Genomic DNA, 22,041 nt, shown 5'->3' with positions numbered 1-22,041 from the left:
TTACTCTTTGAAAATTGGCATTAACAAGTATTGAGCATCCATCAGAATATTTGGTTGCTCTCGATTGCCAAACGGTACTAAAATAGCAGGGCCATCTTTTTGAGTAAGTTGCATCTGAATTTCCGCACTAGCAATAACTTTTACTCCTTCCAACAAGTATTTAATGTTAAAAGAAACTGACATATCGCTATCCGAATTAATGCAAGCCGTCATCTCTTCCCGACCATTTCCAAATTCCCTAAACAATGACAAACAAACTTGTTGAGCTTCACTATTAAGACGAATGCTGACACTCTTTTCCTTCTTATCAGCCAACACCGCAATTCTCTCTAAAGCCTTAATCAAAGGTGCTTTCTCCAACGTTACCTGTTGTTTAAAATCCTGCTTCAATAACTCTTGATACGCTGGATATGCACCTTCTAAACAACGGCTAACTAATCGTTGCGTTCCCCAGCGAAATTCTATAAGTCCCTTTGATTCCTCATAGAATAATTCCACTGGCTCGACTGATGTTCGACTAGATAAAATTCGCTCTAATTCCACCAAAGCCTTAGCTGGTACTGTAAATTCTAAAGGCTCTGTAATTTCAGTTTGTTTCTTCTTTTTGAACCCGGAAAGCGAAGTATTAATAACAGCTAATCGATGTCCATCCGTCGCAGCAAATTCGATGCCATTTGACTCTATTTTGAAGTGAATGCCTGTTAAAATGCGCTTAGTTTCATCACTAGTTGTAGCGATTAAGGTTCCTTTAATTCCGGCTTGCAAAGCTTCCACTGGCACCCGAACTTTTAGCATTGAATTAACTTCAGGAATTGGCGGAAATTCCTCAGTTGGTAATCCCCGCACTTGATAGCGTCCAGTAGTAGCGATTAATGTCATAATTTGATTTTGACCTGCCTCTACTTTTTCTGGATGATTATCTTCAGTTTCCTCCGTATTCAAAGGCGATTGATTGACCAAAGTAATATCCCCGCGAGACAGTTTCGCTACAATATCACTCAAGATTCCCACGGGAATAGTCAGTTCGCCAGACGCTTGAACTTTAGCATCAAATGATGTTTGAATACCTAAATTAAGGTCAAAAACACTCAGTTGAACCTTTTGAGTTTCGTGATTAGCAATCAACAAAACATTTCCTAATATTGGATGTGTAGGTTTAGTAGGTACGGCATGACTAACTAAATCGAGGTGAGTTGCTAAGTTCTCCTGCGTGCAAATTAATCGCATTCCGCTCGCTAAACTAGGAGTTTCTTCATCAGTTTGTGCAGGCGTAACATCAACTTTAGCTTTAGACGAGTTGTTTTGTTTAACTCGATTCTTGGTTTTACTAGGACGAGTTTTTGTAAGCATATTCCAATTGAAAATAGCTGTCATGCCGAGGCAGCGTTAGCTGCGTAGAGAATATAAGTCTTCAATCATGAATAATAAGCAGATAAAAAAACAGCCTTTATCGTATTACTTGAATCTTCACTATTCAGTCACACTTTACCTTTCTCTAAAAGAGCGACATTTGGCACAAAAAATCCCCTGGTTAAGATACCAGGGGTTATTTTTTGAATAATTTAATGTTTATAGTTCCAAGTTTTCCCTGAACTCTTCCCAAGTTACTTCTGCCTGTTTTAGGATACGGCGAAGGGTCACACTTGTTAGCTCAGGATGGAGTAGCACCACACAACCTACCTTTCCTTTTCTTGTCCACCTTGTAAGTAGAACATGATTTTCCTCAGAGTCAACTTCTGTAAAGCCTAGACGTTTCAATGAAGACACAACTTTAGCTCCTGAGATCCGATCTAACTGAGGCTTTAGAAAGTTAGTCATTTGGCTGTTCCAAAGATTACTTCTTTATCTTAGTTTATACTGAGATGAACAGCTACAAGTCTCAGAGTTCCAACCCCTGATTACGTGAGAAGTATTCTGTATTAGTATTAATTGCCGCGAAAACTAAGGGATTGGGTAGATAGCGGAAATTCTTTTAGATAAATTTCTGTAGCTTCTCGTAAGTTAGCTAAAGCCTCTTCACGAGTACTTCCTTGACTGACTGTACCCACCTCACGGCATTCAGCAATGTAAATGTTTTCCTCTTGTTCGACAAGAGCATTTAGTTGATGTCCTTGTACAATAAAGCGTTCACCAGTCATTGGACAACCTCCTTGAGTTTCCTTGACTTGAGCAAATCGATCTTCTTCTTCTTCTAGAAGCAATTCATCCTCTTCAAACTCATCATCTCCTGTATTTTCAAAGTAAAGACGATCCTCCAATTCTATATCGCTAATACCGAGCATTTCTGCAACTGTTCGCAAAGATAGCTTGTCTTCCTCAACAGCGCGGTAGGCAAGTTCAATAAAAATTCGAGGGAATCGTTCTTCTATTGAATGAAAACGTTGCTGAAGCTCATAATGAACAGGACTGTAACCAAGTTGGCGTGCTAAAACCGCAGCTTGTACATTCGGAAAATTATCTTTATAACCAACTATTTTGTTTTCCTGTTCCAATCGATATAGCATTGTTTCATAGCTGACTCCAAAGTAGCGAGATAAATGCACAACTTCTATCGGACGGGTAACAACTCTCACCTTCAAACTGAGCAAACGCTCTTGTAATGCTTCAGAGGGAATCAGAAAATAACAGGCAAATTTTTCTGCAAAAATTTGTGAAGAAGTTCGCTCTCCTTGACGGTAAACTATTGCCATTCGCTCGTGCAGGAAAAGGCTGTATGCTAAACCCTGAGTCAAACTAAATGAGCGACAAGTATCTGCATTATCCTGATTAATAGCAATAATTTGTCCTAATTGTGGATGCAGGAAAAACAACCCAGAAATTGCATTTTCCTCCTGACCAAAGGGAATCGCAAAGATGAGTAAACCTTGCGCTTGTAAGAAGCTTTGTAAATCACCAAGAGGTGCTATTCCTAAATTGTAGTGGCTTCTCGCTCTTTGGGCTGCCAATATCGCCGTTCCATCTTCCTTTAAAACGCGATCGCTAAACGGTGCAAAAGGTGGATGAGGAAGCTCAGGAAAAGGAGTATCAGTCTGCTTATAAAGCTCTAATAGAGCATCAACCTTTTCAATTAAGCGTCCTATCCCGACTTTACTAGAAGCTGAAATATTTGCTGCACAAAGACGTAAGGCTTCTTCCCAGTCTGTTTTGACTGTTTCTTCGCCAAACAGGAACCGTAGTGGCACTCCATAAAGCCGAGCTAGACGCTCCAAACTCAAAGCATCCACTCGCCGCTTACCGCTCTCATACTGATTTAGAGCCGCCGAAGTGACATCAATAAATTGTGCAGCTTCAGTTTGGGTCATGCCAGCTCGCTCGCGGGCAACTCGCAAGCGCTGACCTAAGATTTCGTAGTTCATCACACTCAGGCCAATCAAGAACCTTACGTTTATAGTGATATATTAACATTGCGTTAAAATTACTGCAAATAAAAACTATATTTAACAGAGAACAGTGTCAATCAAAATACTGGATACGGTAGTTTTGCGGGTAATGAGCTTTGCTCATCCACGCGGAATAGATATATTGCTAGAAACTCTTGACATCTCTTCGGCGCGGTTTCCGGCTGAGATTTATAATCGGGACGAGAACAGTCGTCCTCTGGAAGAAGATGACGAGGGGTTGAGCGAACTGGGCAAGGGACTGCGATACGCTCAACGTCAGATTCAGCAGTTACCGAACACCGATGTTGAAGCTTTGCGTTGTCGCAAATGGCTAAGGAATGCACAGCAGCTACCTCGCCACTTTCAGAACGGAAGTTTGGTTGTGGAAACTTTAACAGTGGAAGAACTTAACGAGCGCGAAATCCTCCAGAAACAGTACCCTAAATGCCATAAAGGGGAAGCTGCCTGTTTAGTGCTGGCAAAGCGTTACCAAGGACAGGCAGTTTTTCTTTCCTCAGATGGAGGAGGTTGTAAGGTAGCTGAAGACCTGGGTATACCTTATTTAACTCTGAAAGATATTCTTCAAGTGTGGGTTGAACAGAAACAACCAACATTGGAAGAATTCGATCGACTAGTCAGTGGTATGAAAAATGCTAAAAAAGGTCTGAAAAAAGCCTTTGTAGACGAACTACGACAAAAGTTACAGAACTCCGGTTCCTGAAAAATTATCCTGCTCTTCAAGCAAAATCCGACAAATCAAACAAAGTCATTTGCTGACCTGAAGCTGGATTCTTTTTCGGTTTGCGTTTACCCTGCACTACTTCTTGAACTACTATTTCTGGGAGTATTGTTGGTTCAATATTTTCTTCTACTTCCCTATTTTCAACACTTTCAAACCATTCTTCATACCAATAAACCGCATTCATTGACTTAGGTTTTTCGGCTGATAAACTATTACCAAGTAATAAATCAGTTTGACCCAACCACCAAATCGGTATTGCCAACCAAGGTGCATAGAGAAAAAATTGAAATAAAGCGCACTTTAACAAAACCTGGTCGATATCTTGACCAATACCAGACAAACAATTATTAGATTGTGCCAACATCAAAGCACCCGTCCCACAAGCAGGTTCATTAAAACTAGCAGTTCGGTCAATTTCTTCATGACTAATTACTTGAGACATGAAACTAGCAACCACTAACGGTGTCGGATAAAACCCAGCATTTCTTTGTGCTTTCTTGCCACAAATATCAGGCAGAATTCTACCTAAATAATCTTCAGGATAAAGTAGGAGAGCAGACAAATCGAAAACCTGATACAGACGCATTGATGCACCTTCGCAACCTGCTGGTTCCTTTGGTAAACTTTTGTAAGCTGGATGACCGAAACCAAACAAAGCCCAATGCAAGAAATATTCCAAATATTCCCAAGCACTCCAAGTTCGCCATTCCCCATGTTTGGGAATACAATTAAGCGTATTGTTTAGCATACTTTCTGCTAGGCTAGAATACTGCCATTCAATTTGAGGTATTGGTTCATTCGGTAGCGTTTCTTGAATTACAAATTTGGGTAATCGTTCGGGTTTTCGATTTTCTAAAAGAGCTAACATTGGTTCCATTTGCCATCTAGTCCAAGCATGAGCCCCAACTGCTTGACATCTAGCCCAATAATCCCATCTTCCCCAAAGACAACGGTCTACTTGCGCTAAAATTGGTAAAAGCCAGCCATGTTTCAAATTCCGGTTGAGGTGAGGAATTAAATCTTTCTTGCTCTTAATTTGGTAGGGTTCTTTTCGTAAGTGCTGCCGAACTTCAATGCGAATTTTTGAATCAATTATGGGAATTTCAAGTAACCTTTTCATGGGTAACAATAACAACGAAGTTTTGCTACCCATTGACCGCAATCGCGGTTAAGTTATTCAAGATAAAAAGGCGGTTGCTTGTCAATATCTTCTGGCAAATTAGATGGTTCGCAAAAACGCTGCGTTTCCAATAAACTGACAGCAGCCGGATATTCGTTGGAACCAGAAATCATCGTTGTTGGCAGTGCCAAAATCGTCACGAAATAACGACTATAATTTAGTGCAGGGTTTAATGCAGGAGCCAACCAAGTGACGTACAATCTCCGATGAATTCCTATTACTAATCCTGCACTAGAAGTAACAGCAGCAACGCCTTCGATAAAATCCCCATTAGCAGGACTAGTGCCAAATCTTTGATAACGAATAATTGTTTGAAGTTGTTCGCCATCACTAATTGTTCCCAACAATTCTGACTCAATAGCAATTCTCAACCTTAATCCTTCATGTGGGCAAATAATCCAAATAGGTGGGATAAATGTATAATTGGACATATTTAATCTCTAAGTCGATAAAGTGAATTTCATAAAAAAACCCGCATTAGCGGGTTGGTAAAAACTTCAATTTCCTCACTTTCTCATTTCAGAAATGCTCAACCTAGCTGGGTATATAAAGCCGAATTAACAAATTAATCTAGCTCCCGTTCGATTCAGTAGTGCAAATAGTTTGGCTAGTGCAAGTTTTGTGATTTTTTTAGCTACCGCTATCGCGGGCGAGCAAACAAAGAGCCAGTTCCTCATCAAATCAAGTATCAGGTAAAATCAAGATGAAACAATCTTCAACCAAAAACCAACAGCTACAACAATGTGTCATGAAACTAAGTTTACTACTGGAAGAGTACGGAGAAGATACATTTTGTGATGCAGTGCAAAACTTATTAGATAATCATCCTCATACTCAACCTTTAGCTAACTACAATTATCAAGTGATTATGTTACCGAGTGATTATGATATTGAAGCGGTTTTGCAGACAGCTACATTAACTGCTAAGTAACTAATTCTACGGTATGCTGAAAAAGCCTTTAATCGCCGTCAAAATTTACGCTAGAAACAGGTGTTATCTCAGAAAAAGCCTGAAACTCGAAACCTGTTTTCTAACTTTGATATCTAATAGTTTCAAGTGTTAATGAAAACTCGGTTTCTCGCCCGACTTGCTCCTACATAAAAAAGCTGATTACAAGCTCGAACGCTGTCCCGATATTCCTTGAGATAGTCAGCTTTTCTATCGGGATTAATTCGAGCTAAATATAACAATTTAGTCGCTACTTTCCGGCGAATATCTTTGCTATCAATTCCCACTTCTGTAAAAGTAGAACCCTGCGAATTATGCACCGTAATCGCCCAACAATTACGCATATCTGCGAAAGTTTCACAATGATCGTACCATGCTTTCCACAAGCTAGGATTTCTCTTAGCATTCCGTAGCAATCTGTTATTATCACGCTTGAATTTGCGAGCATCATCTTCATGCAAAATGTAAATTTGACGAAGTTCTCCCGCTTCTGTCTTTACCTTAACATTCCAAGCTTTGTAACCTGAATATCTATCCTCTACAAATTCAACAACTTCCACTTCTGTTGAAGTCGCTAAAATAATTGTTTTCCCATCTGGTGCTATAACTGGTGCTTTACTAATCAATCTTTCCCCTATCACAAATTTTGGCGCATCTTTCCCGTAGATTTTGGCTCGGATTTTCTGATTCCAGTATGCAACTCGTTCGTTAGTGTAGCAAAGGATGCGGAAGCAATCAGGGTCTTGATTAAACTTGACAGAGAACTTCTTTAAAGCATATTTCAACAAAGTTTGTTCTTTGACTAAAAATGCTCCATTCTTCTTATCTGGATTGAATTTTGAAAATGGCTCGAATACTTTTTTGCTTTTCACAGCTAGGCGACAAGCAGTGACAAATTCCAACAACGGACTACCTGTACCTTGCCTGACTACCTCGGTTAAAACAGCTTTATCAGGTACACTAAAAGATTGAGATTTTCTCTCGTTTATCTCTTCATTTACAGGTGGTAATTGAGCCGGGTCGCCCATCACAATAAGTTGCCGATTACTGCCCAATATTAGCGAATTATTGATTCTCTCTACAATGATATTCCACAGTTCTTCTGTCACCATACTGCACTCATCTAAAAAGATAATATCGTACATATAAAGCAGCGATGGTGAAACTTGTTTCAAGATTTTCTGCTGTCCCTGTTTAACAGGAGCTAATCCTAGTAGCTGATGAATAGTCATCAAATCTACTCCTTGTACTCTTTTTTCAGCAGCCATTCGTCGCAGTACTCCCACTGCTTTATTAGTTGGTGCTGTAAATACAACCCTTTTTCCAGCATTTACTAATTGTTCCGCTACTAAATTGACGATGGTTGATTTTCCTGTTCCCGCATATCCAAATAATCCGAACATCCGTTTGGAACTAGTTAGGAATTGGGTAATCTTTTTGAGGGCTTCCTCTTGCTGGGAAGTTAGTTTAAAATTTAGCCCGATAAGTGTTTGAATCATTTGAGTTAGGTTTCTTTGGCAAGATTTCCCACACCTATCAGCGTTAGCTGTTTTTTGAGGTCGAGAGCAAACCTAATTACTCAAATTAGGAACAGTTCCATGCCCACGTAACAATTTTCACAGGCTATTTAGGAGCAGGTAAAACTACCCTACTCAACCGAATTCTGATATATTAATATGGCAAAAGAGTCGCAGCGATCGTCAATCAATTTGAGGAAATTGGTTAAGCTTGGTGAGAAGTTAGAGCTTTTACCGAAAAAGAAATAACCTCAGCAATATCAGCAGGTTCTAACATTGGAATGGCAGCTAAAATTTGAGCCTTGATTTGTTCGCTGTTATGATGGCTGCTTGCAAAAGTCGCATTCTCCACACCAACTCCTCGACGATACTCATTTAAAGAAATCTGCCCATCTAGATACAGTTGTAAAGAGCGAGCATCGCCACCACTCACTTTAGCTAATGCTCGAAAGTTGTTCGAGTTAACTTCAGGCAAATTCTTTTGAGCTAACCAACGATTGATTGTCGGTTGAGAAACGCCTATAGCACCAGCCAAAGTCGTCTGGTTCCAACCCTCGCTTAATAATTGCTCTAATAAGCAAACCAGTCGTGAGGCATGAGTAAAAAAGTCTGGCGCTCTCACCTTTTATTTTCCTAACTCTGCATCCTTATTTTGCCATCTACTTCGATAGTTGAAGAAATTCTACCCTAACGAGGCAGCTAAAGTACTCCTTGAATGCCATTGGCTCTAACCCAGCTTTATACACTTGTATAATAGCTTATTAAAGTGTATAAAATAAGAGACCATCAGTAGGTTATGCAATGCGATGAGTACAGTAATGATGAATACCCAATCCCACTATCAACAAAGCTAATCAGTCCCCTGAAATTAAGCCCTCATCCAATGAATGCTGATATTTATGGAGCGGATGAAGATGTTTCTGACTTAGTGGAATTAATCAAAGTCGGGGGGGAAATTCGTCCCTTAATTGTTAATCCCTCTGGGATTATTATCAGCGGACATCGCCGAAACCGTGCTGCCACAATCTTGGGCTGGTCAGTAGTGCCAGTAGAAGTAAGAGAATTTGATTCTCCCATTGAAGAAATAGGGTTGCTATTGCGAGAAAATACTTACAGAAATCGAACGCTAGAGCAACGCATACGGGAGGGTTGGTGCTGGGAAATGGTCGAAGCTGCTTTTGCCAAGCAAAGACAAGTCGCTGCACTCAAGCAAAATCAAGTCAACTCTGACGACACCGTTCGGGTAAATTTACCCGAACGGCAAGAGTTAAGTACCGACCCAGAAGCGAGGCGTACCCGCAATCGGGTAGCAGCGCGGGTAGGAGTAGGTGGTAGCAGTTATGCTCGAGCTTCCAAAGTGTTGAAGGCGATTGATTTAATGGAACAAGAGTACGCCCAGTTAGCCGTTGCTTGGAAACGAGTGTTAAACAACCAATCTATCGATGCGGCATACAAATTACTCAAATCACCACCGCTTTGGCGAGAGCGTGTTTTGCAGGTGATTTCTACAGGACAAGCGGATACAACAATAAAAGCGATCGCACACCTGAAAACCAACACTTGTACCTTAAATTCCCAACTTGAGCAAGAGAATCAACAAACAATCGAGCCAGAAAAATTTAGAGTAGGCGATTTAGTTAGGGTAAATTTAAATTACATGAAAGATAGTTCTGATTTGTTGAAATGGAATGGGTATTGGGGAGAAGTATTGAACTTATCTTTAATAGGCAGCTTGAAAGTAGACATGGGAGCCAGTATTCTTAATTTAATGCCTAAAGATGTGCTGAAAGTCGATGAAATTGAACTTGAACAAGCACGTCGAATTCTAAATTTAAAAAAACAACAAGATAAACTAAACGATTTAGAGCAAATTATTCTTAATTTTCTGCAAAAACAGTCCTCTATTAGCCAGGACGAGCTAATTCATTTACAAGCGATCGAACAAAGGATGTATGCACGACAGACGTGATGTAGTTATAGGATAGTAAAATGTTAAAAAAAATGCACCTCAAGCGAGTCGGCCCAGCACCGCAACTTGATGTAGAATTTACCGATAGGCTGAATATCTTTACAGGCGATAACGGACTAGGAAAAACGTTTTTATTAGACATTATTTGGTGTTCCCTCACCGGAACTTGGGCAGATAATCCCGCATGGCCTCAACTAACAGAAGAAACTCCCCAAATCTCTGGCAGCTTCAACAATCAAACAAATGGTGAAACTAAAACCTTTCACAGTTATTTCGATTTTGAACAACAACAATGGCGCGACCTCAGTTTCCCTGCTTTACTAAACAGTTTAGTTATTTACGTCCGCGTTGATGGTGGCTTCTGTGTTTTCGATCCCGCTCGTAGTCTTTCCACCGCATATCATTTCAGTCATTACACACTTTGGAACGGTTTAAAAGATAACAACGATAAAGTTTTATCCAACGGGTTAATTCAAGATTGGGTCAAATGGCAAAATCAACCAGATAAAACAACCTTTCAACTGTTATCTCGCGTCATCAAACAACTTTCACCCCATCCTAATGAATCGATAGAACCTGGAGAACCCATACGAATTTCTGTAGAAGATGTGCGCGATATTCCGACAATTAAAATGCCCTACGGAACTGTACCAATTATCCACACATCAGCCGGAATGAAGCGCATTTTGGGACTAGCTTATTTACTTGTTTGGACTTGGTACGAACACCTGCAAGCATCTAAACTACGAAAAAAACCACCAGTAGAGCAAATTACACTACTCATGGATGAAGTAGAATCTCACCTGCATCCCCAATGGCAAAGGTCAATTCTGCCAGCCGTTTTAGAAGTCGCAGCAGGCTTACAACAACAGATAAAAATACAAGCATTCGCTACTACCCATTCGCCTTTAGTTTTAGCCTCATTAGAACCTATTTTTAATGAAGAAATAGATAGATTATTTTTATTTGAATTACAGCGTCAACAAGTGACATTAAATGAATTTCCTTGGACAAAACAAGGTGATACAGTAGGCTGGTTAACTTCAGAAATTTTTGGACTAAAACAAGCCCGTTCCCAACAAGCAGAAATCACCATTGAAGCCGCCGAAGCTTGGATGCGCCACGATAACATGAATGCCTTTCCCGAACACTTAAGAACCCCCGCACAAATTCAACTTGAACTCGAACGACTACTTCCCGGACATGACCCATTTTGGCCGCGCTGGATTGTCAAAACAGAGGCACATCGGACATGATGCGATTAGAAAACAACAACAAAATAGCTCATCTGAATCAGCTTAAATCCAACTTTTGTTTGACCTACTCCCCTGTAAAAGACTATCGTTTTAGGTATCTTCCCCTTCTGTGACAGGGAGGAAACTGGGGTTTAGTAAAGATGAAAATCAATCGCTATGGACAATCGAAAATTCTCACGCCCCAAGAAATCGATTTGTTATTTAATCAGGGGCTAACCAATGAGCGAGACCGCACCTTATTTGCTGTTTGTTTGTTTAGTGCTTGTCGCATCGCCGAAGCTTGTACCTTACTCACCGAAGACGTTTATAACCGTGCTGGCGAAGTGCGTGCAGTTTTAATTGTCCGCAAAAATCATACCAAAGGTAAACTCGCCACCCGCAACATCCCCGTGCTAGAAGACCTGCGAATTATCCTCAAAGCTTACCGACCGCAAGCAGGCAGAATTTACCTATTCCCCGGTCGCTATTGCGGCTATCTTAACCCCGACACCGCCGCCCGCTTTTTAAGAGAAGCCTGCGCCCGTATTGGCATTGAAGGTGTTTCCACCCATTCTTTTCGCCGCACCGCCCTGACGCAGATGAGCAACGCTGGAATTCCTTTAAGGATCATTCAAGAAATCTCCGGTCATCGTAACCTAGAACAATTGCAGAGGTATTTAGAAGTACATCCCAACCAAGTCACCGGAGCGATCGCGTCCTTGTCGATGCTATCCCCGATCGGTAAACGGCAATTTACCGATCCCCCTGACCAAAACCTCGATTTATCGTCCATCACTGACGAAATCCCCAAAAAAACCGTTCGCGATTATGACTTGTAGTATGGAAGGAAAGGGTAGGCTAGAAAATTCTTGCTCCTCACTGAAGGAGGAGAGTCAGCTATGTCTAGATTTTGTCTAGCACAACAAATTAAAGTTATAGCTGGTAAGTTAAAAAATTTACTGCGGGCTGGAAAAAGTGGGATTGAAAAAGGCGATTACTGATGCGATAAAAACCTTGGCAGATGCAGAAACCCACTTTCACTTCCGGCGCAAGAATACTTTTCATGGGTTGGTATGAAAGTTTGCTAGAGATTATAGATACGGAAAAAACCGAGCTAGATTTAATTAGACGGCGGTATATACACATCTAGCAGAAGTAATGCTAACCAACTTTTCGGTTGTGGGTGTTGTCACGAGAAACCTTTGTAGACTTGGGCTGTGAACTGGATGCAGTTGGAGCAAGTTCAAGAATAATCGGAGTTACCAGTTCTGGGGCTTGTTCCAAACGATTTTTGATTTGAATTCGCAGCCATTGGACGCTAGCATCAGAACCATTTACTTTCTGCTGAATACCAAGTGAAGGGTTGGCTTTTTTGATGGCACTGGCGATCGCTCGAGCTTGTCGAAGTGTAATCAATTGAGTATTGATAGTAACTGCTTCTGGCATCAATTGCTTGGATTCAACAATTAGTTGTTGTTGTTGAATTAATGGTGACGACGTTTCAATTGGAAGCGAAGAAAGGTATGCGATTTCAGCAGGATTATAGAGAAAGCAGCAAGCACTACTAAAGAAAACGATAAACAAAAATACGGGGAAAAATGTGTCGTTGATAGCTTCAATGCTCATTGTTTTAATCTCCTATTCGAGATATTCACCGAAATTTTTGTGGCGCATATCGGTGAATTGAATGGCAATTTTTTCTGGCTCCGCGACGGTAGGCGCGGAGTTTATTTGATGTTTCGTTTTTTTGAACAAAATAGTACTAGAAAAACTCTTAGATTTCTGTTAAAATTTGTAGAAATTCTTCTACAGAAGCTATAGTAACTGATGATACTAGTTGTTTAAAGATGATTCTAATTATTCGCGAACCTGCCACCTCAGAACAAATTGAGCAAATGGCAGAAACCTATTTTGGATTAAGAATTAAACTAGCAGTAGATATAGCGCGAGAAATTATTGCCGGAGGAGGAGAACTTCATGCTGATTGCGAACAGATTTTATTAGAGGATGGCAGTCAACAGCAAGATATTTGGGGTGCAGATTGGTTTACTCAAAACAAGTCAGTTGGGGAAAGAATCTTTAATTAATATCCGTCCCCGTCAGCAAAATCGGTCAATGGAAATCCAAAATCCGATACTGCGAGAGATAATAGAAAAAATTGTACGTCATTTATTAGAGGTCAGCTAATGGAACGCCAAAAATTATACGAACGGTTCACTACTTTAGATTGGCAACAACAGTTGGGTAATTTAGCCTCAACTCTTGCTACTATATCGCAGCAATCAATCAATCCCAAACAGGATTCATTAACCAATCATCTTTTACGAGAAGCTGCTTTAATGATTGAATGGTCTGCTAGCAATGTTCCCCAAGAATTTTTATTGGAATTAGCCGGAATGCAAAGAGAACTGTTAGCTTGGAGAAAAGATTTTCCGATTGAATCAGCCCGAAATATTTTATCGTTATATGCCCGCAATCGAGCGGATTGTTTATTACAAATGTCCGGTTGGTTAGAAGATGATGAAAAGGTTGAGCTAAATTCTGATTTAGCCTCTGTCTTTTCTTATTCTCCTTGAGTTTCTGTTAACATTTGTACGAAATCTTCTAATGAAAGTACAGTGATAGTTTGTTTATGCAGTTGTTTTAGGAGTGCTAGATCGTTGAGAGAATTTATCCTTTGGGACAAGGCATCTGGCACTACTGAAAACCGTGTTTCTAGAACTTCAATTACATTTTCACGAGCAATTTCTAATTTGGCATCTCGTTCAAAACTGGTGATGTATGGCATTTGTTTTTCCTCCTCTATTCGCCTGATTTGGAACTTAAACTCTTGTTGAATTGCATCCGGTAAAATCATCATCCATTCAATAAACCGGAACAACTCCAAAATCTGATTTTTAGTATAGCCACGCTCATATAGTCGTCGCACTAAACTTAATTTTGACTGAAAACGGCGCTGTAAATCATTGCGTGTTGCTTGGGTTTCTAAGTGAGCCGCGATAATAATGGCAAAAGGATTGGTGCTTTCTTCTAGTGTATCTATTCGATAGTCTAGTAGTTTTATTATTGGGAATTGCAAACTACTATGAAATCCCCATCGATGATAACTATAGCTTGTTGGCCGCCAATTGCTATTTTCGTCTCCTAATACGGCAAAACTAAATACTTTTTGTCGATAGCGGTCAAACAGTCGATGATTGTAGACATACATTCGCTCGGCAAAGTCTGTTTGCACTTGTCCTTGGATTTCGACATGAATTAAAACCAGAGCATCTTCGCCGGAGTTCAGCCATACTTTTACCAGTTTATCTGCTAAACGCCTTCCGATTTCGGCATCACGAATTACTTCTTGCAATTCCGTGTCTAAGGTTTCATAACCTCTTTCCCAATTAATGTCGGCGTGAGCATCTGCGAAGCAAAAGGCCATAAATGGCTCAAAATAAACGGTGAGTGCTTCTTTCCAAGCACTATCGTAATCCGATCTCAGGTCATTAACCATTCAGAAATCCCGACTAGGTTACTTTTGATTTTTCCAGTCAGTTCCGATGGAAAATTTTCCATCGGGCCATGTTGCTAAGACTAAACTCAGCAGTTTCGAGTGCGACTGATTTGAGCAGGACAGAGAATGCGCGAACCATCTTTATATCCGATAAACTTGACAAACACCAATTCTCCCTCAATTAGATCGTTCGTGTCTGGTTGATGCAGTTGCGGATTATAAGGCACTTGTTCCCAAACTTTTCCAATTGGTTCGATACCCCAGCTTCTGAGCAGATTATCTAACGGCGCAAACAAGGAAACGATACTCTCGGCAGGCATTTCTGGACTAGCTTCTGCAAGGGCTTTCGCACTCGAATAGCAAGCCAGCAGAGTTTGCAATTGCTCAAGAGTTAAATGACGTTCTTCTGCTTGATTTTGCGATCGCAAATTCACCTCCTCGGAATTTTCGCCGTCCCCCCGTGCTGGTGTTTCCGGTGTCGCAACGTTACTAGATGGAATGTTTTCGGAATATACGACATCGTTAGGACAATTTTCCGGCGCGGTAATTTCGTCGGGAATTGGCTCTGCCTCTACTTTTGAGGGTACAACATCGTCATAATTCCGATAATTCTGACCATTTGTAGAATTATTGGAATTGTCCTGTGAGTCGCCATTACTAGATGGAGTTGTCCAAGAATTGTCGGGAAAGTCGTAAATTCGGGTAACGGGAGGCTGAGTGCCTCTTGAAGTCTGCGTTCGGAAGTTTTGAGTTATATCGTAATAGGGTTCGGAACTTTTCGGATTTCCGATGCGAGCTTCGTTTACCGGAATTGCTCTAATCCGAAGGTCTTTTCCTTTGCCAGATAAAACAGCGTATCCATTTTCTGTGAGGATGGCGAAGTCCTGACGGATTTCTGCTAAGGTGGGCTTTGGTTTAGCCCGTTTGAAAACGCTATTTTGGACTTGGACTGCGGATACTTCTGTCCCTTTTCGCAGGGCGTAAGCGTGAATGAGGGAGAGGCGACCAGGCATTTCGTCAGTGGCGTGATTGTTAGTTTGGAGAATGCGGAACTGTCCGATGCTAAATTTAGCGGCGAGGATGGCTTTTTCTAGGGTATCAATACCGACTTGGAATGGGTCGTTTTTTTGTTCGTACTTCAACTCCATGCAGTGGAGCAATAGGGCTAATCTCAGGGTTTGACTGAGCATTTTGCCCAAATAAGCAAAAAACGCGGGATTTTCAAATTCTACAGTTTGTTGATTGCGTCTGACTTCTTCCCACCAGTGTTTCCAGCGAAGTTGTGCTTCTTTAGTAAAGGACAAGAAAAGCGGGGATAGTTCCTGTTCCTCGTCTTCTTGTGTTCCTGACAACCGTTTATGTAGTAAGCGCAGGTGGTCGTACAATTCTTGTAATTCTTGGTCGATAGAGACTTTTAAATCTGACCAAACGGCGAAGTTACTGGGTGTTGTTGGTAGTGCGACTAAAAATCGACTAATCAATCCATCTCCATCATCGGGGTCGCTAAATAACTGTTTGACTTTGGATAATTGAGTAGCTCCTGTTAAATTTAAACAGATATCTTTAAGATGAAAAGCGTTTTCTTCCTTAGAACGTTCAAACTCAATATCAGCCGGAGCATTCCAGGTTTGGAGTAAGATTTGTCGAGTATCGCCTCCTCTATCTTTATATTGATCTAATTTCAACAAGCGCAGCAATTCATCAAAAACCCAGGTACAACCAGTTCTGGGTGTTAGTTCGCTCATCCGACGTATGGCACCTTCAGGACTTCCAGCTTCAATGATTTTTTTGGGAGGAGGAGCAGGCATTGTGGCTTTGAATATCCGGGGATTTTCCGAGCTCTCTAGAAGTTTTTCCTTTTGTTGTTGAGACTTTTCTTCCCATTTTTCTTTTAAGTTTTCTAGTTGCTGTTGGACTTTTCGATATTCGGTTTTGGCTTGTTTATAGCGTTGTTTGATGGGGCTAAATACAGAGCGCATTGTCTGACTTTTACCCGCCGATGGTAAAGCAACAACCATTGTCCAAAAGATGGGATACTCTATCCAACTGTCTGCTAAGGTTGCACCTTCTTTACCAATAATGCCAATGTGTCCGCCCATTTCGCTTCCACAAGCTGCTAGGAGATATTGGTAAAGATAAACCGGGTCAATGGAGTCGGAATTGGCTTTACTTAAAAGTGCTGAGGCTAAGGGTGTAGGCAAAATTTGGCTCATATTTAGCTGTTCGCGTCGATAATTGAGAAGCTTCTTAAGTTCTAAGACATTTTCGGTTTTGCTGTCTGTTTGATTAATATAAGTTTCAATTTCAACTGCTAAATCTTTGACTCCTTTTAAGGAATAGCCATTGTCAGAGGATAATTCGACAATAGCTGCTGTCTGTTGAGGTGGGTTTAGGTCGCTAGTAACGATGGTTGTTACTTGGTTGTACAAGGAATGATGATTACCATTGCCATTTGAGTTACTGCTATCTGTTTGGTAATTTTTTCGGTTATTGATGACATTTTGGTTTTTGAATGGTGAAGTCCATCCGTCAAGTTTAGCCCAGTGTGCGAGGGTACCAATACCAACACCATTTTTATTAAAGGTTTTCCATTTTTTCTCGCATTCCCCTGGTTGGTATTTGGAGGATAGGCGACTCCATTTATCCCATTCATAAAGTAGAGAATCGTCAATGGATTTGAGACTCATCCCTACATTACACCATTGGTTATAGTCATCGGCTCGGCTGGGAGATAAGGCGGCGAGATAGGATAATGCCCAATCAATATCAGTCAATTTTGGTTCTTGGTAATGTGTATGAGGTGTGGAGTTTGTTACTTCATTTTCGATGAGCATGGCTTCGATGAGCCAGATGGGTGCGAGTGCTATGGGAATTTCATCGGGAGCACAACCGGGAACCCAAATGTATTCGCCAGTGGTAGGGTGAATGCTGGGAGGTAGGCAAGATTGTAGTCCAGTCCAGCGCAGTTCTAGTTGTTCGCTTTTTCCATCATCTCCAGTTACGTCGGTGAGGAATTTCTTGGTACGAAGCGATGGGGCGTATTGTTCTGGAATGAGGAATAGGTATTGACAGCGCCCTGGACGACGGGAGGTAAAGGCGACTGTTTTGGGCAGTTCTTCGCCACCTGAGAGTTGCAGAATTTTTTCTCTAGCAGAAGCTCCATCTTGGTCTAATGCCATCAGGTAAAAGGTTTCGCGGTTGATGGTGACTGGTGTGCCTGTAATCAGCCCGTAGCCTTTGGGGTAACAGCGGTATTGAGTGCCATCGGCTTTGTCCACTAGAAAGCCGTTGGTTACAGCTTCTTCCATTTGGGCGGGAGTTAGTGGCTTTTCTTGCCAGCCTAAGCCTTGTGGAACTTTTTTGTTATCCAGCAGGCAGAGTTGCCAGTCTGAAGGGATGCAGGATAAGCCTTGAACAAGACGGGTTTTCAGGTTGTTATGGGATGAAGAATTGTTGTGCATTTTGGCTCCATTTTGAAGGGTTTGTGGGAGCCGGAGTTAGAACACAAAAATGTCCGAGCGTGGAAGTACTACAACATACCTATTGATTCAGAGCTTCCAATGTTTTAATATGGAAGCACTGACAATAGCTTGTCTGGGCTCCTAGACTCCGGCTTTTAAACTCCGGCTACTAGACTCCGGCTATATGAAAGTAAGTTGGGCTCCAGCTATATGACAGTAAGTTAGCCTCCGGCTACATGAAACTACGTTGGCCTAGACTCCGGTAAGCTCCGGCAGACTATGGCTTTTGGAAGAAGCGATCTAGTTCAGGAAAGAAAAACTGACAGAATGGGCATTCTATATGGGTTTTTCTGACTAACTGTTCGCGTTGGTTTAAGTAATAGCCTCACTTGAGACTCGGCTAGAGTTAAGAGTGGGGCACTACTATCTTAGAGAGTATACTCTCAGAAAGGTCTTTATCAGTGAATTGTATCAGATTGATGTTCTTCATAAGATTGACCATACAATATAATATAATTGAGCATAAATTTGATCAAGTAAAGAATTGTAAAAGTCAGGATTAAGGCATCACTCGGGGTAATCGAACCAGGGATCTGCAACAGCAGTTAATTAGGTTATCCTGTTATGATGTAGGCCGCCCTACCACCCCTGCTGTTACTTCTTGGCTAGTTGGAAACTGGAATGTCAGCAAAAGTAGAAGAAAATGTCGTAGTAGATAGCCGAGTCCATCAACGCATTGGTCAGTTAATTAGGGCGTTGATGGAAGATGAGCGAATTGGTAGTTCTAGGGAGTTAGGAAGATTAACAGGAATTGCATTTAATACTCTGGCTAATTGGTGTGAAGGAAAAGCCGACCCCAGATTGCAAAAGTTAATGCAGTTTGCTTATGCGATAGGTTGGTCGCTGACAGAGTTGATGCAATATGCGGAAGGGGATGAAGATCCTTATGAAGCGATCGCTCGTAAAAAAAAAGCGCAGCAACAGAAGTATCGCAAAGCGTCGTAACAAGTGAAGAAGATCCATTAATTGATTATTTAAATACTACGTTAAGTCCCGAACAAATTCAGAAGCGGGATTTATTTTTACAACGGATTAAAGCTGATTTATTACCGGAGGTTTTATCCCGGAAGAGGCTTTATGTTTTGTTAATAGACAGTATGGCAATTAAGGGAATTTCGGAAATGGAAATTTGTGAGAAAATTTCTATTTCTGAGAAAGTGTTGTCGAAGATACGAAATATTGATATGGAATTTGAGTTTGGTCGTTCTTATTTAGAACAGTTAGCACCAAATCTTTTTCAAGTGAAAGATTGGGAAGAATTAAGACCTGTTTTTAAAGTACCCTATATTTCTTATGAGGGATGTGTTGATAGTTTGATTGAAGATTTACAATGAAATCAAGCCAAAAAAAGTAGATATTAGCTGCTGTTTCTCCTGCCTTTAGAGACTTCCCAAATGAAAGTTCAATCTGTTGAGCTAAAGTATTTCAAGAAATTTCGGAATCCTCCGGTATTTGATTTTACCGATCCAGAAACTGGATTAGCACGAGATCTAATTGTTCTAATTGGGATGAACGGATCTGGGAAAACGAGCCTTTTACAAGCGATCGCGGCAACATTAGGCACGGCTACGGGAAGGTTACAGAAATTATCTGATTTAGATTGGGCAGGATTTAACTATGAATTGCTAGGAAACAACTGGAAAAAATGCGAGCCGGAGGTCACTTTAGAGGTACAGTTTTCGTCACAAGAACTCAAAGCAGTTGAAGAGTTCTACCAACAACTACACCAGATGGGACGTGATTTAACAGTTCCTCCTGGACAAGAACATAGTGTGACACTTAAATGGCGCTTCCCAGATGAGCGTGTTCAAGCGAGTACTGCTGCTGAGTTATTTCAATTTAAAGGACGATTATACGCTAAACAATTGCTTCGTTCTGAAGGCTTTGGGGTGTTTGAGCGAGTAGGCACTGTTCTTTGGTACACAGAGCAAAGAACTGCTACCAGCTTAACGACTGAAGACCCGGAACGGCGACAAGAAATTACTGAGGATACTTTGCGCGATCGGCTTTCCAAATGGCGGCAGTTTCATCAAGATATTGAGAGAGGTAGAATTAGGCAACTCAGACCAGGACAAAAAGACTTATATGCCGAAATTGAACGAGCTTACAAAGCAGTTTTTCCCGAACGTAGCTTTGAAGGCCCTGTTTTGCGAGAGAATATAGATGATATTTTGAGTGAACCCTGGTTTTATCTTCACGACGGCAGAAATCAGTATGAAATTTCTGAGATGTCTGGAGGCGAACGTGCGGTCTTTCCAATGTTAATGGACTTTGCCAATTGGAATATTCATAATTCAGTCATCTTAATTGATGAGATTGAATTGCACCTCCACCCACCAATGCAACAAGCATTGCTGAGAGCTTTACCTAAGTTAGGCAATAATAATCAGTTTATTATTACGACTCACTCTGATTATGTGGAGCAATTGGTGCCTGAAGCACAGATTATCAGGCTAGAGGTGTAATTGTGAGCGTTGTTAGTAGCAGCAAAATTATTTTCTGTGAAGGAAAGCAGAGCAGTTTGGATATTCAACTGCTGGAGCGAGTTTTAGAAACCCTACCAACAGAGCGTCCTACAATTGTTTCCTCTGGTAGTAAATTTACCTTTTCTGTATTCGCACAGGGTTATTTTTTTCCTCAAGAGATTGGCAATCAAAGGTATCTTGTTTTCCGAGACCGCGACTTTGATGCCCAGCCAAGTGAAGAGGTACGATTGATTCAATTAGGCGGTCAACGAATTTGGTTAACTCATCGGGCTTGCATTGAGAACTATTTGCTAGAGCCTGACTTGATTGATGCTTATTGGCGAGAAAAATATATCGAGAAACTGGAAAATCCCAATTCAAAATGGGGTCATGGCGATTCTCCAGGTATTGACAGAATTACACAATGGATTGAAACTGCGGCAAGAAGTTTGCAAGAGTACCAATCTGTACGATGGGCTTTAGGTGAGCTATTGCTTTCAAGCGCAACGCGAGCGCAACTCAAGACAACTTGGACAGGGGGTAGCGGTCAACTTCCCTTGTCCCTGGCAGTGCAAGATTGTCGAACTGAAGCTATAACATTAATTAACCAATTTAGACAAGCTGTTGAAACAGTTACGCTAAATAATTTTGAAGCAAATCTAGCTACCTATCAGCAGCAATTTAATCAAGTAGAATTTTGGTCGCAGAAGCAGTATATGATCTGGTTTCACGGCAAAGATATTCAAAAAGAAATGCAAAGGCAAGAACCTCAATATATATCTCTAAAAACATTTTTTAATTGGGCTGTAGCTCGGATTGACATCGAGCGACATTCCGATTTAATCGAGTTAAGAACTAGAATTTCTCAGCTTTGAGGCTGAGATTGAAGAGTGTCAATCAGTCCTAACTTTGCTAGGGAAATAACAACAGAAATTGACAAGTTAGTTCTTTCAACCGCTTGAGCAACAGTTGTACCATTTCGCACTAAATCAAGAAACTCTCGAACTTTAAATACCACCGGGTCATTAACAGTAGTATAACCTCTTCTAATAGCAACTTCCAAACCACGTTCAACATCAGCAATTGATAAAGTTTGATTATTAGCTAAAAATACATTCTGTTCCCGATTAGGTGTAACTGAAGAAATAGCAATACCGTTATTGGTAGCTTTTCCCGAACAGTGAACAATATTAAATGTATAAAGACGTTCAACACCTTCAGAAGAACGAGTTTTCACAAATAAATTAGTAATAGGAGTTGTAATAGCGCCGGGAAATCGTAGTGTTTGAATCGATTGAACAAATATCATTCGAGCTTGGTTAGTTTTTAATTCAGCATCAGTATTCAACACAACTTTAGACGGGTCTGCTAAACGAATATAAGTAACAACTTCACCTGTTTGAGTAAAGTCAATAACGCTGGCTCGACCACGCCATACTTGGAGATTAGTAGTCGTATTTATGGCGGCATTTCTTTCAACTATTCTCAATGCCGATGTTTGAGCTTTTCCAACTTTTACAGCACCCAAAAAAGTGAAACTTACCAAAGCTGGAAGAACTAAAATTAAACAGATTTTTTTCATTT

Annotated in this window: 21 protein-coding genes and 3 pseudogenes; 12 read left to right on the top strand and 12 right to left on the bottom strand. The window is 40.9% G+C overall.

Going from position 1 to position 22,041, the window contains the following annotated elements:
- The 4 genes and pseudogenes from dnaN to ACE1CC_RS36960 form a co-directional block, all read right to left on the bottom strand.
- On the bottom strand, window positions 1-1,350 hold the full coding sequence (gene dnaN / locus ACE1CC_RS27810; RefSeq protein ID WP_413273678.1) for a DNA polymerase III subunit beta: 1,350 nt from the start codon (window positions 1,348-1,350) through the stop codon (window positions 1-3).
- Window positions 1,351-1,569: 219 nt separating this feature from the next.
- A complete protein-coding gene (locus tag ACE1CC_RS27805; RefSeq protein ID WP_413273677.1) occupies window positions 1,570-1,818 on the bottom strand; it encodes a type II toxin-antitoxin system HicA family toxin in 249 nt (82 codons plus the stop codon).
- 107 nt (window positions 1,819-1,925) lie between these two features.
- On the bottom strand, window positions 1,926-2,138 hold the full coding sequence (locus tag ACE1CC_RS36965) for a type II toxin-antitoxin system HicB family antitoxin (RefSeq protein ID WP_459563927.1): 213 nt from the start codon (window positions 2,136-2,138) through the stop codon (window positions 1,926-1,928).
- Between the two features lie 360 nt (window positions 2,139-2,498).
- Window positions 2,499-3,356: pseudogene (locus ACE1CC_RS36960) on the bottom strand (helix-turn-helix domain-containing protein); the annotation flags it as partial.
- A 94-nt stretch (window positions 3,357-3,450) separates the two neighbouring features.
- Here ACE1CC_RS36960 and ACE1CC_RS27795 point away from each other — a divergent pair.
- Entirely contained in the window at window positions 3,451-4,101 is a 651-nt protein-coding gene (locus tag ACE1CC_RS27795) for a hypothetical protein (RefSeq protein WP_413273675.1), read from the top strand.
- Between the two features lie 16 nt (window positions 4,102-4,117).
- Here the strand turns inward: ACE1CC_RS27795 and ACE1CC_RS27790 are convergent, their stop codons facing one another.
- Both ACE1CC_RS27790 and ACE1CC_RS27785 read right to left on the bottom strand, forming a co-directional pair.
- Window positions 4,118-5,242 (bottom strand): class I SAM-dependent methyltransferase, encoded by a 1,125-nt coding sequence (locus tag ACE1CC_RS27790; RefSeq protein ID WP_413273674.1) that lies wholly within the window; start codon window positions 5,240-5,242, stop codon window positions 4,118-4,120.
- 53 nt (window positions 5,243-5,295) lie between these two features.
- A complete protein-coding gene (locus tag ACE1CC_RS27785; protein WP_413273673.1) occupies window positions 5,296-5,733 on the bottom strand; it encodes a hypothetical protein in 438 nt (145 codons plus the stop codon).
- A gap of 272 nt (window positions 5,734-6,005) precedes the next feature.
- On the opposite strand from ACE1CC_RS27785, the gene ACE1CC_RS27780 reads away from it, so the two are divergent.
- Window positions 6,006-6,233 (top strand): hypothetical protein, encoded by a 228-nt coding sequence (locus ACE1CC_RS27780; RefSeq protein ID WP_413273672.1) that lies wholly within the window; start codon window positions 6,006-6,008, stop codon window positions 6,231-6,233.
- A gap of 122 nt (window positions 6,234-6,355) precedes the next feature.
- On the opposite strand, the gene ACE1CC_RS27775 is transcribed toward ACE1CC_RS27780, so the two are convergent.
- Window positions 6,356-7,750 (bottom strand): ATP-dependent DNA helicase, encoded by a 1,395-nt coding sequence (locus ACE1CC_RS27775; RefSeq protein WP_413273671.1) that lies wholly within the window; start codon window positions 7,748-7,750, stop codon window positions 6,356-6,358.
- A gap of 113 nt (window positions 7,751-7,863) precedes the next feature.
- On the opposite strand from ACE1CC_RS27775, the pseudogene ACE1CC_RS27770 reads away from it, so the two are divergent.
- Window positions 7,864-7,923, top strand: a pseudogene (locus tag ACE1CC_RS27770) (GTP-binding protein); the annotation flags it as partial.
- A gap of 50 nt (window positions 7,924-7,973) precedes the next feature.
- Here ACE1CC_RS27770 and ACE1CC_RS27765 read toward each other — a convergent pair.
- Entirely contained in the window at window positions 7,974-8,390 is a 417-nt protein-coding gene (locus ACE1CC_RS27765) for an XRE family transcriptional regulator (RefSeq protein ID WP_413264713.1), read from the bottom strand.
- Between the two features lie 261 nt (window positions 8,391-8,651).
- Between ACE1CC_RS27765 and ACE1CC_RS27760 the strand changes: the two genes are divergently transcribed.
- From ACE1CC_RS27760 to ACE1CC_RS27750, 3 genes are all read left to right on the top strand, one after another.
- Complete coding sequence (locus ACE1CC_RS27760) at window positions 8,652-9,737, top strand: ParB N-terminal domain-containing protein (protein ID WP_459563925.1); 1,086 nt, start codon at window positions 8,652-8,654, stop codon at window positions 9,735-9,737.
- A gap of 20 nt (window positions 9,738-9,757) precedes the next feature.
- Window positions 9,758-10,993, top strand: coding sequence for an AAA family ATPase (locus ACE1CC_RS27755; protein WP_413273669.1), 1,236 nt, complete (start codon window positions 9,758-9,760; stop codon window positions 10,991-10,993).
- 140 nt (window positions 10,994-11,133) lie between these two features.
- Entirely contained in the window at window positions 11,134-11,811 is a 678-nt protein-coding gene (locus ACE1CC_RS27750) for a tyrosine-type recombinase/integrase (protein WP_413273668.1), read from the top strand.
- A gap of 322 nt (window positions 11,812-12,133) precedes the next feature.
- Here the strand turns inward: ACE1CC_RS27750 and ACE1CC_RS27745 are convergent, their stop codons facing one another.
- The gene (locus ACE1CC_RS27745; RefSeq protein WP_413273667.1) at window positions 12,134-12,598 is read right to left on the bottom strand and encodes a hypothetical protein; all 465 of its coding nucleotides are present in this window, start codon (window positions 12,596-12,598) and stop codon (window positions 12,134-12,136) included.
- 221 nt (window positions 12,599-12,819) lie between these two features.
- On the opposite strand from ACE1CC_RS27745, the pseudogene ACE1CC_RS27740 reads away from it, so the two are divergent.
- Window positions 12,820-13,159 (top strand): annotated as a pseudogene (locus ACE1CC_RS27740) (DUF5674 family protein).
- Entirely contained in the window at window positions 13,159-13,548 is a 390-nt protein-coding gene (locus ACE1CC_RS27735; RefSeq protein WP_413273666.1) for a hypothetical protein, read from the top strand. The pseudogene ACE1CC_RS27740 and the gene ACE1CC_RS27735 overlap by 1 nt, the downstream one beginning before the upstream one ends.
- Here the strand turns inward: ACE1CC_RS27735 and ACE1CC_RS27730 are convergent.
- Window positions 13,536-14,471 carry an RpnC/YadD family protein gene (locus ACE1CC_RS27730; RefSeq protein ID WP_413273665.1) on the bottom strand — a complete coding sequence of 312 codons (936 nt, stop codon included), beginning with the start codon at window positions 14,469-14,471 and terminating at the stop codon, window positions 13,536-13,538. The two genes, ACE1CC_RS27735 and ACE1CC_RS27730, sit on opposite strands and share 13 nt — an antisense overlap.
- 86 nt (window positions 14,472-14,557) lie before the next feature.
- Window positions 14,558-17,932, bottom strand: coding sequence for a DUF3987 domain-containing protein (locus ACE1CC_RS27725; protein WP_413273664.1), 3,375 nt, complete (start codon window positions 17,930-17,932; stop codon window positions 14,558-14,560).
- Window positions 17,933-18,613: 681 nt separating this feature from the next.
- Between ACE1CC_RS27725 and ACE1CC_RS27720 the strand changes: the two genes are divergently transcribed.
- From ACE1CC_RS27720 to ACE1CC_RS27705, 4 genes are all read left to right on the top strand, one after another.
- Window positions 18,614-18,937 carry a helix-turn-helix domain-containing protein gene (locus tag ACE1CC_RS27720; RefSeq protein ID WP_413273663.1) on the top strand — a complete coding sequence of 108 codons (324 nt, stop codon included), beginning with the start codon at window positions 18,614-18,616 and terminating at the stop codon, window positions 18,935-18,937.
- A 152-nt stretch (window positions 18,938-19,089) separates the two neighbouring features.
- Window positions 19,090-19,326 (top strand): lipase, encoded by a 237-nt coding sequence (locus ACE1CC_RS27715; RefSeq protein ID WP_413273662.1) that lies wholly within the window; start codon window positions 19,090-19,092, stop codon window positions 19,324-19,326.
- 60 nt (window positions 19,327-19,386) lie between these two features.
- Entirely contained in the window at window positions 19,387-20,457 is a 1,071-nt protein-coding gene (locus ACE1CC_RS27710; RefSeq protein ID WP_413273661.1) for an AAA family ATPase, read from the top strand.
- Window positions 20,458-20,459: 2 nt separating this feature from the next.
- Window positions 20,460-21,332, top strand: coding sequence for a hypothetical protein (locus ACE1CC_RS27705; RefSeq protein ID WP_413273660.1), 873 nt, complete (start codon window positions 20,460-20,462; stop codon window positions 21,330-21,332).
- Here the strand turns inward: ACE1CC_RS27705 and ACE1CC_RS27700 are convergent.
- Window positions 21,323-22,039, bottom strand: a complete 717-nt coding sequence (locus ACE1CC_RS27700; protein WP_413273659.1) for a hypothetical protein — start codon at window positions 22,037-22,039, stop codon at window positions 21,323-21,325. The two genes, ACE1CC_RS27705 and ACE1CC_RS27700, sit on opposite strands and share 10 nt — an antisense overlap.
- Window positions 22,040-22,041 lie beyond the last annotated feature (2 nt).

It is taken from the genome of Floridaenema aerugineum BLCC-F46 (assembly GCF_041929345.1).
Classification (GTDB): Bacteria; Cyanobacteriota; Cyanobacteriia; order Cyanobacteriales; family Aerosakkonemataceae; genus Floridanema; species Floridanema aerugineum.
The sequence above is the reverse complement of the archived record's forward strand: the minus strand, read 5'-3'. Positions and strand labels throughout refer to the sequence as shown.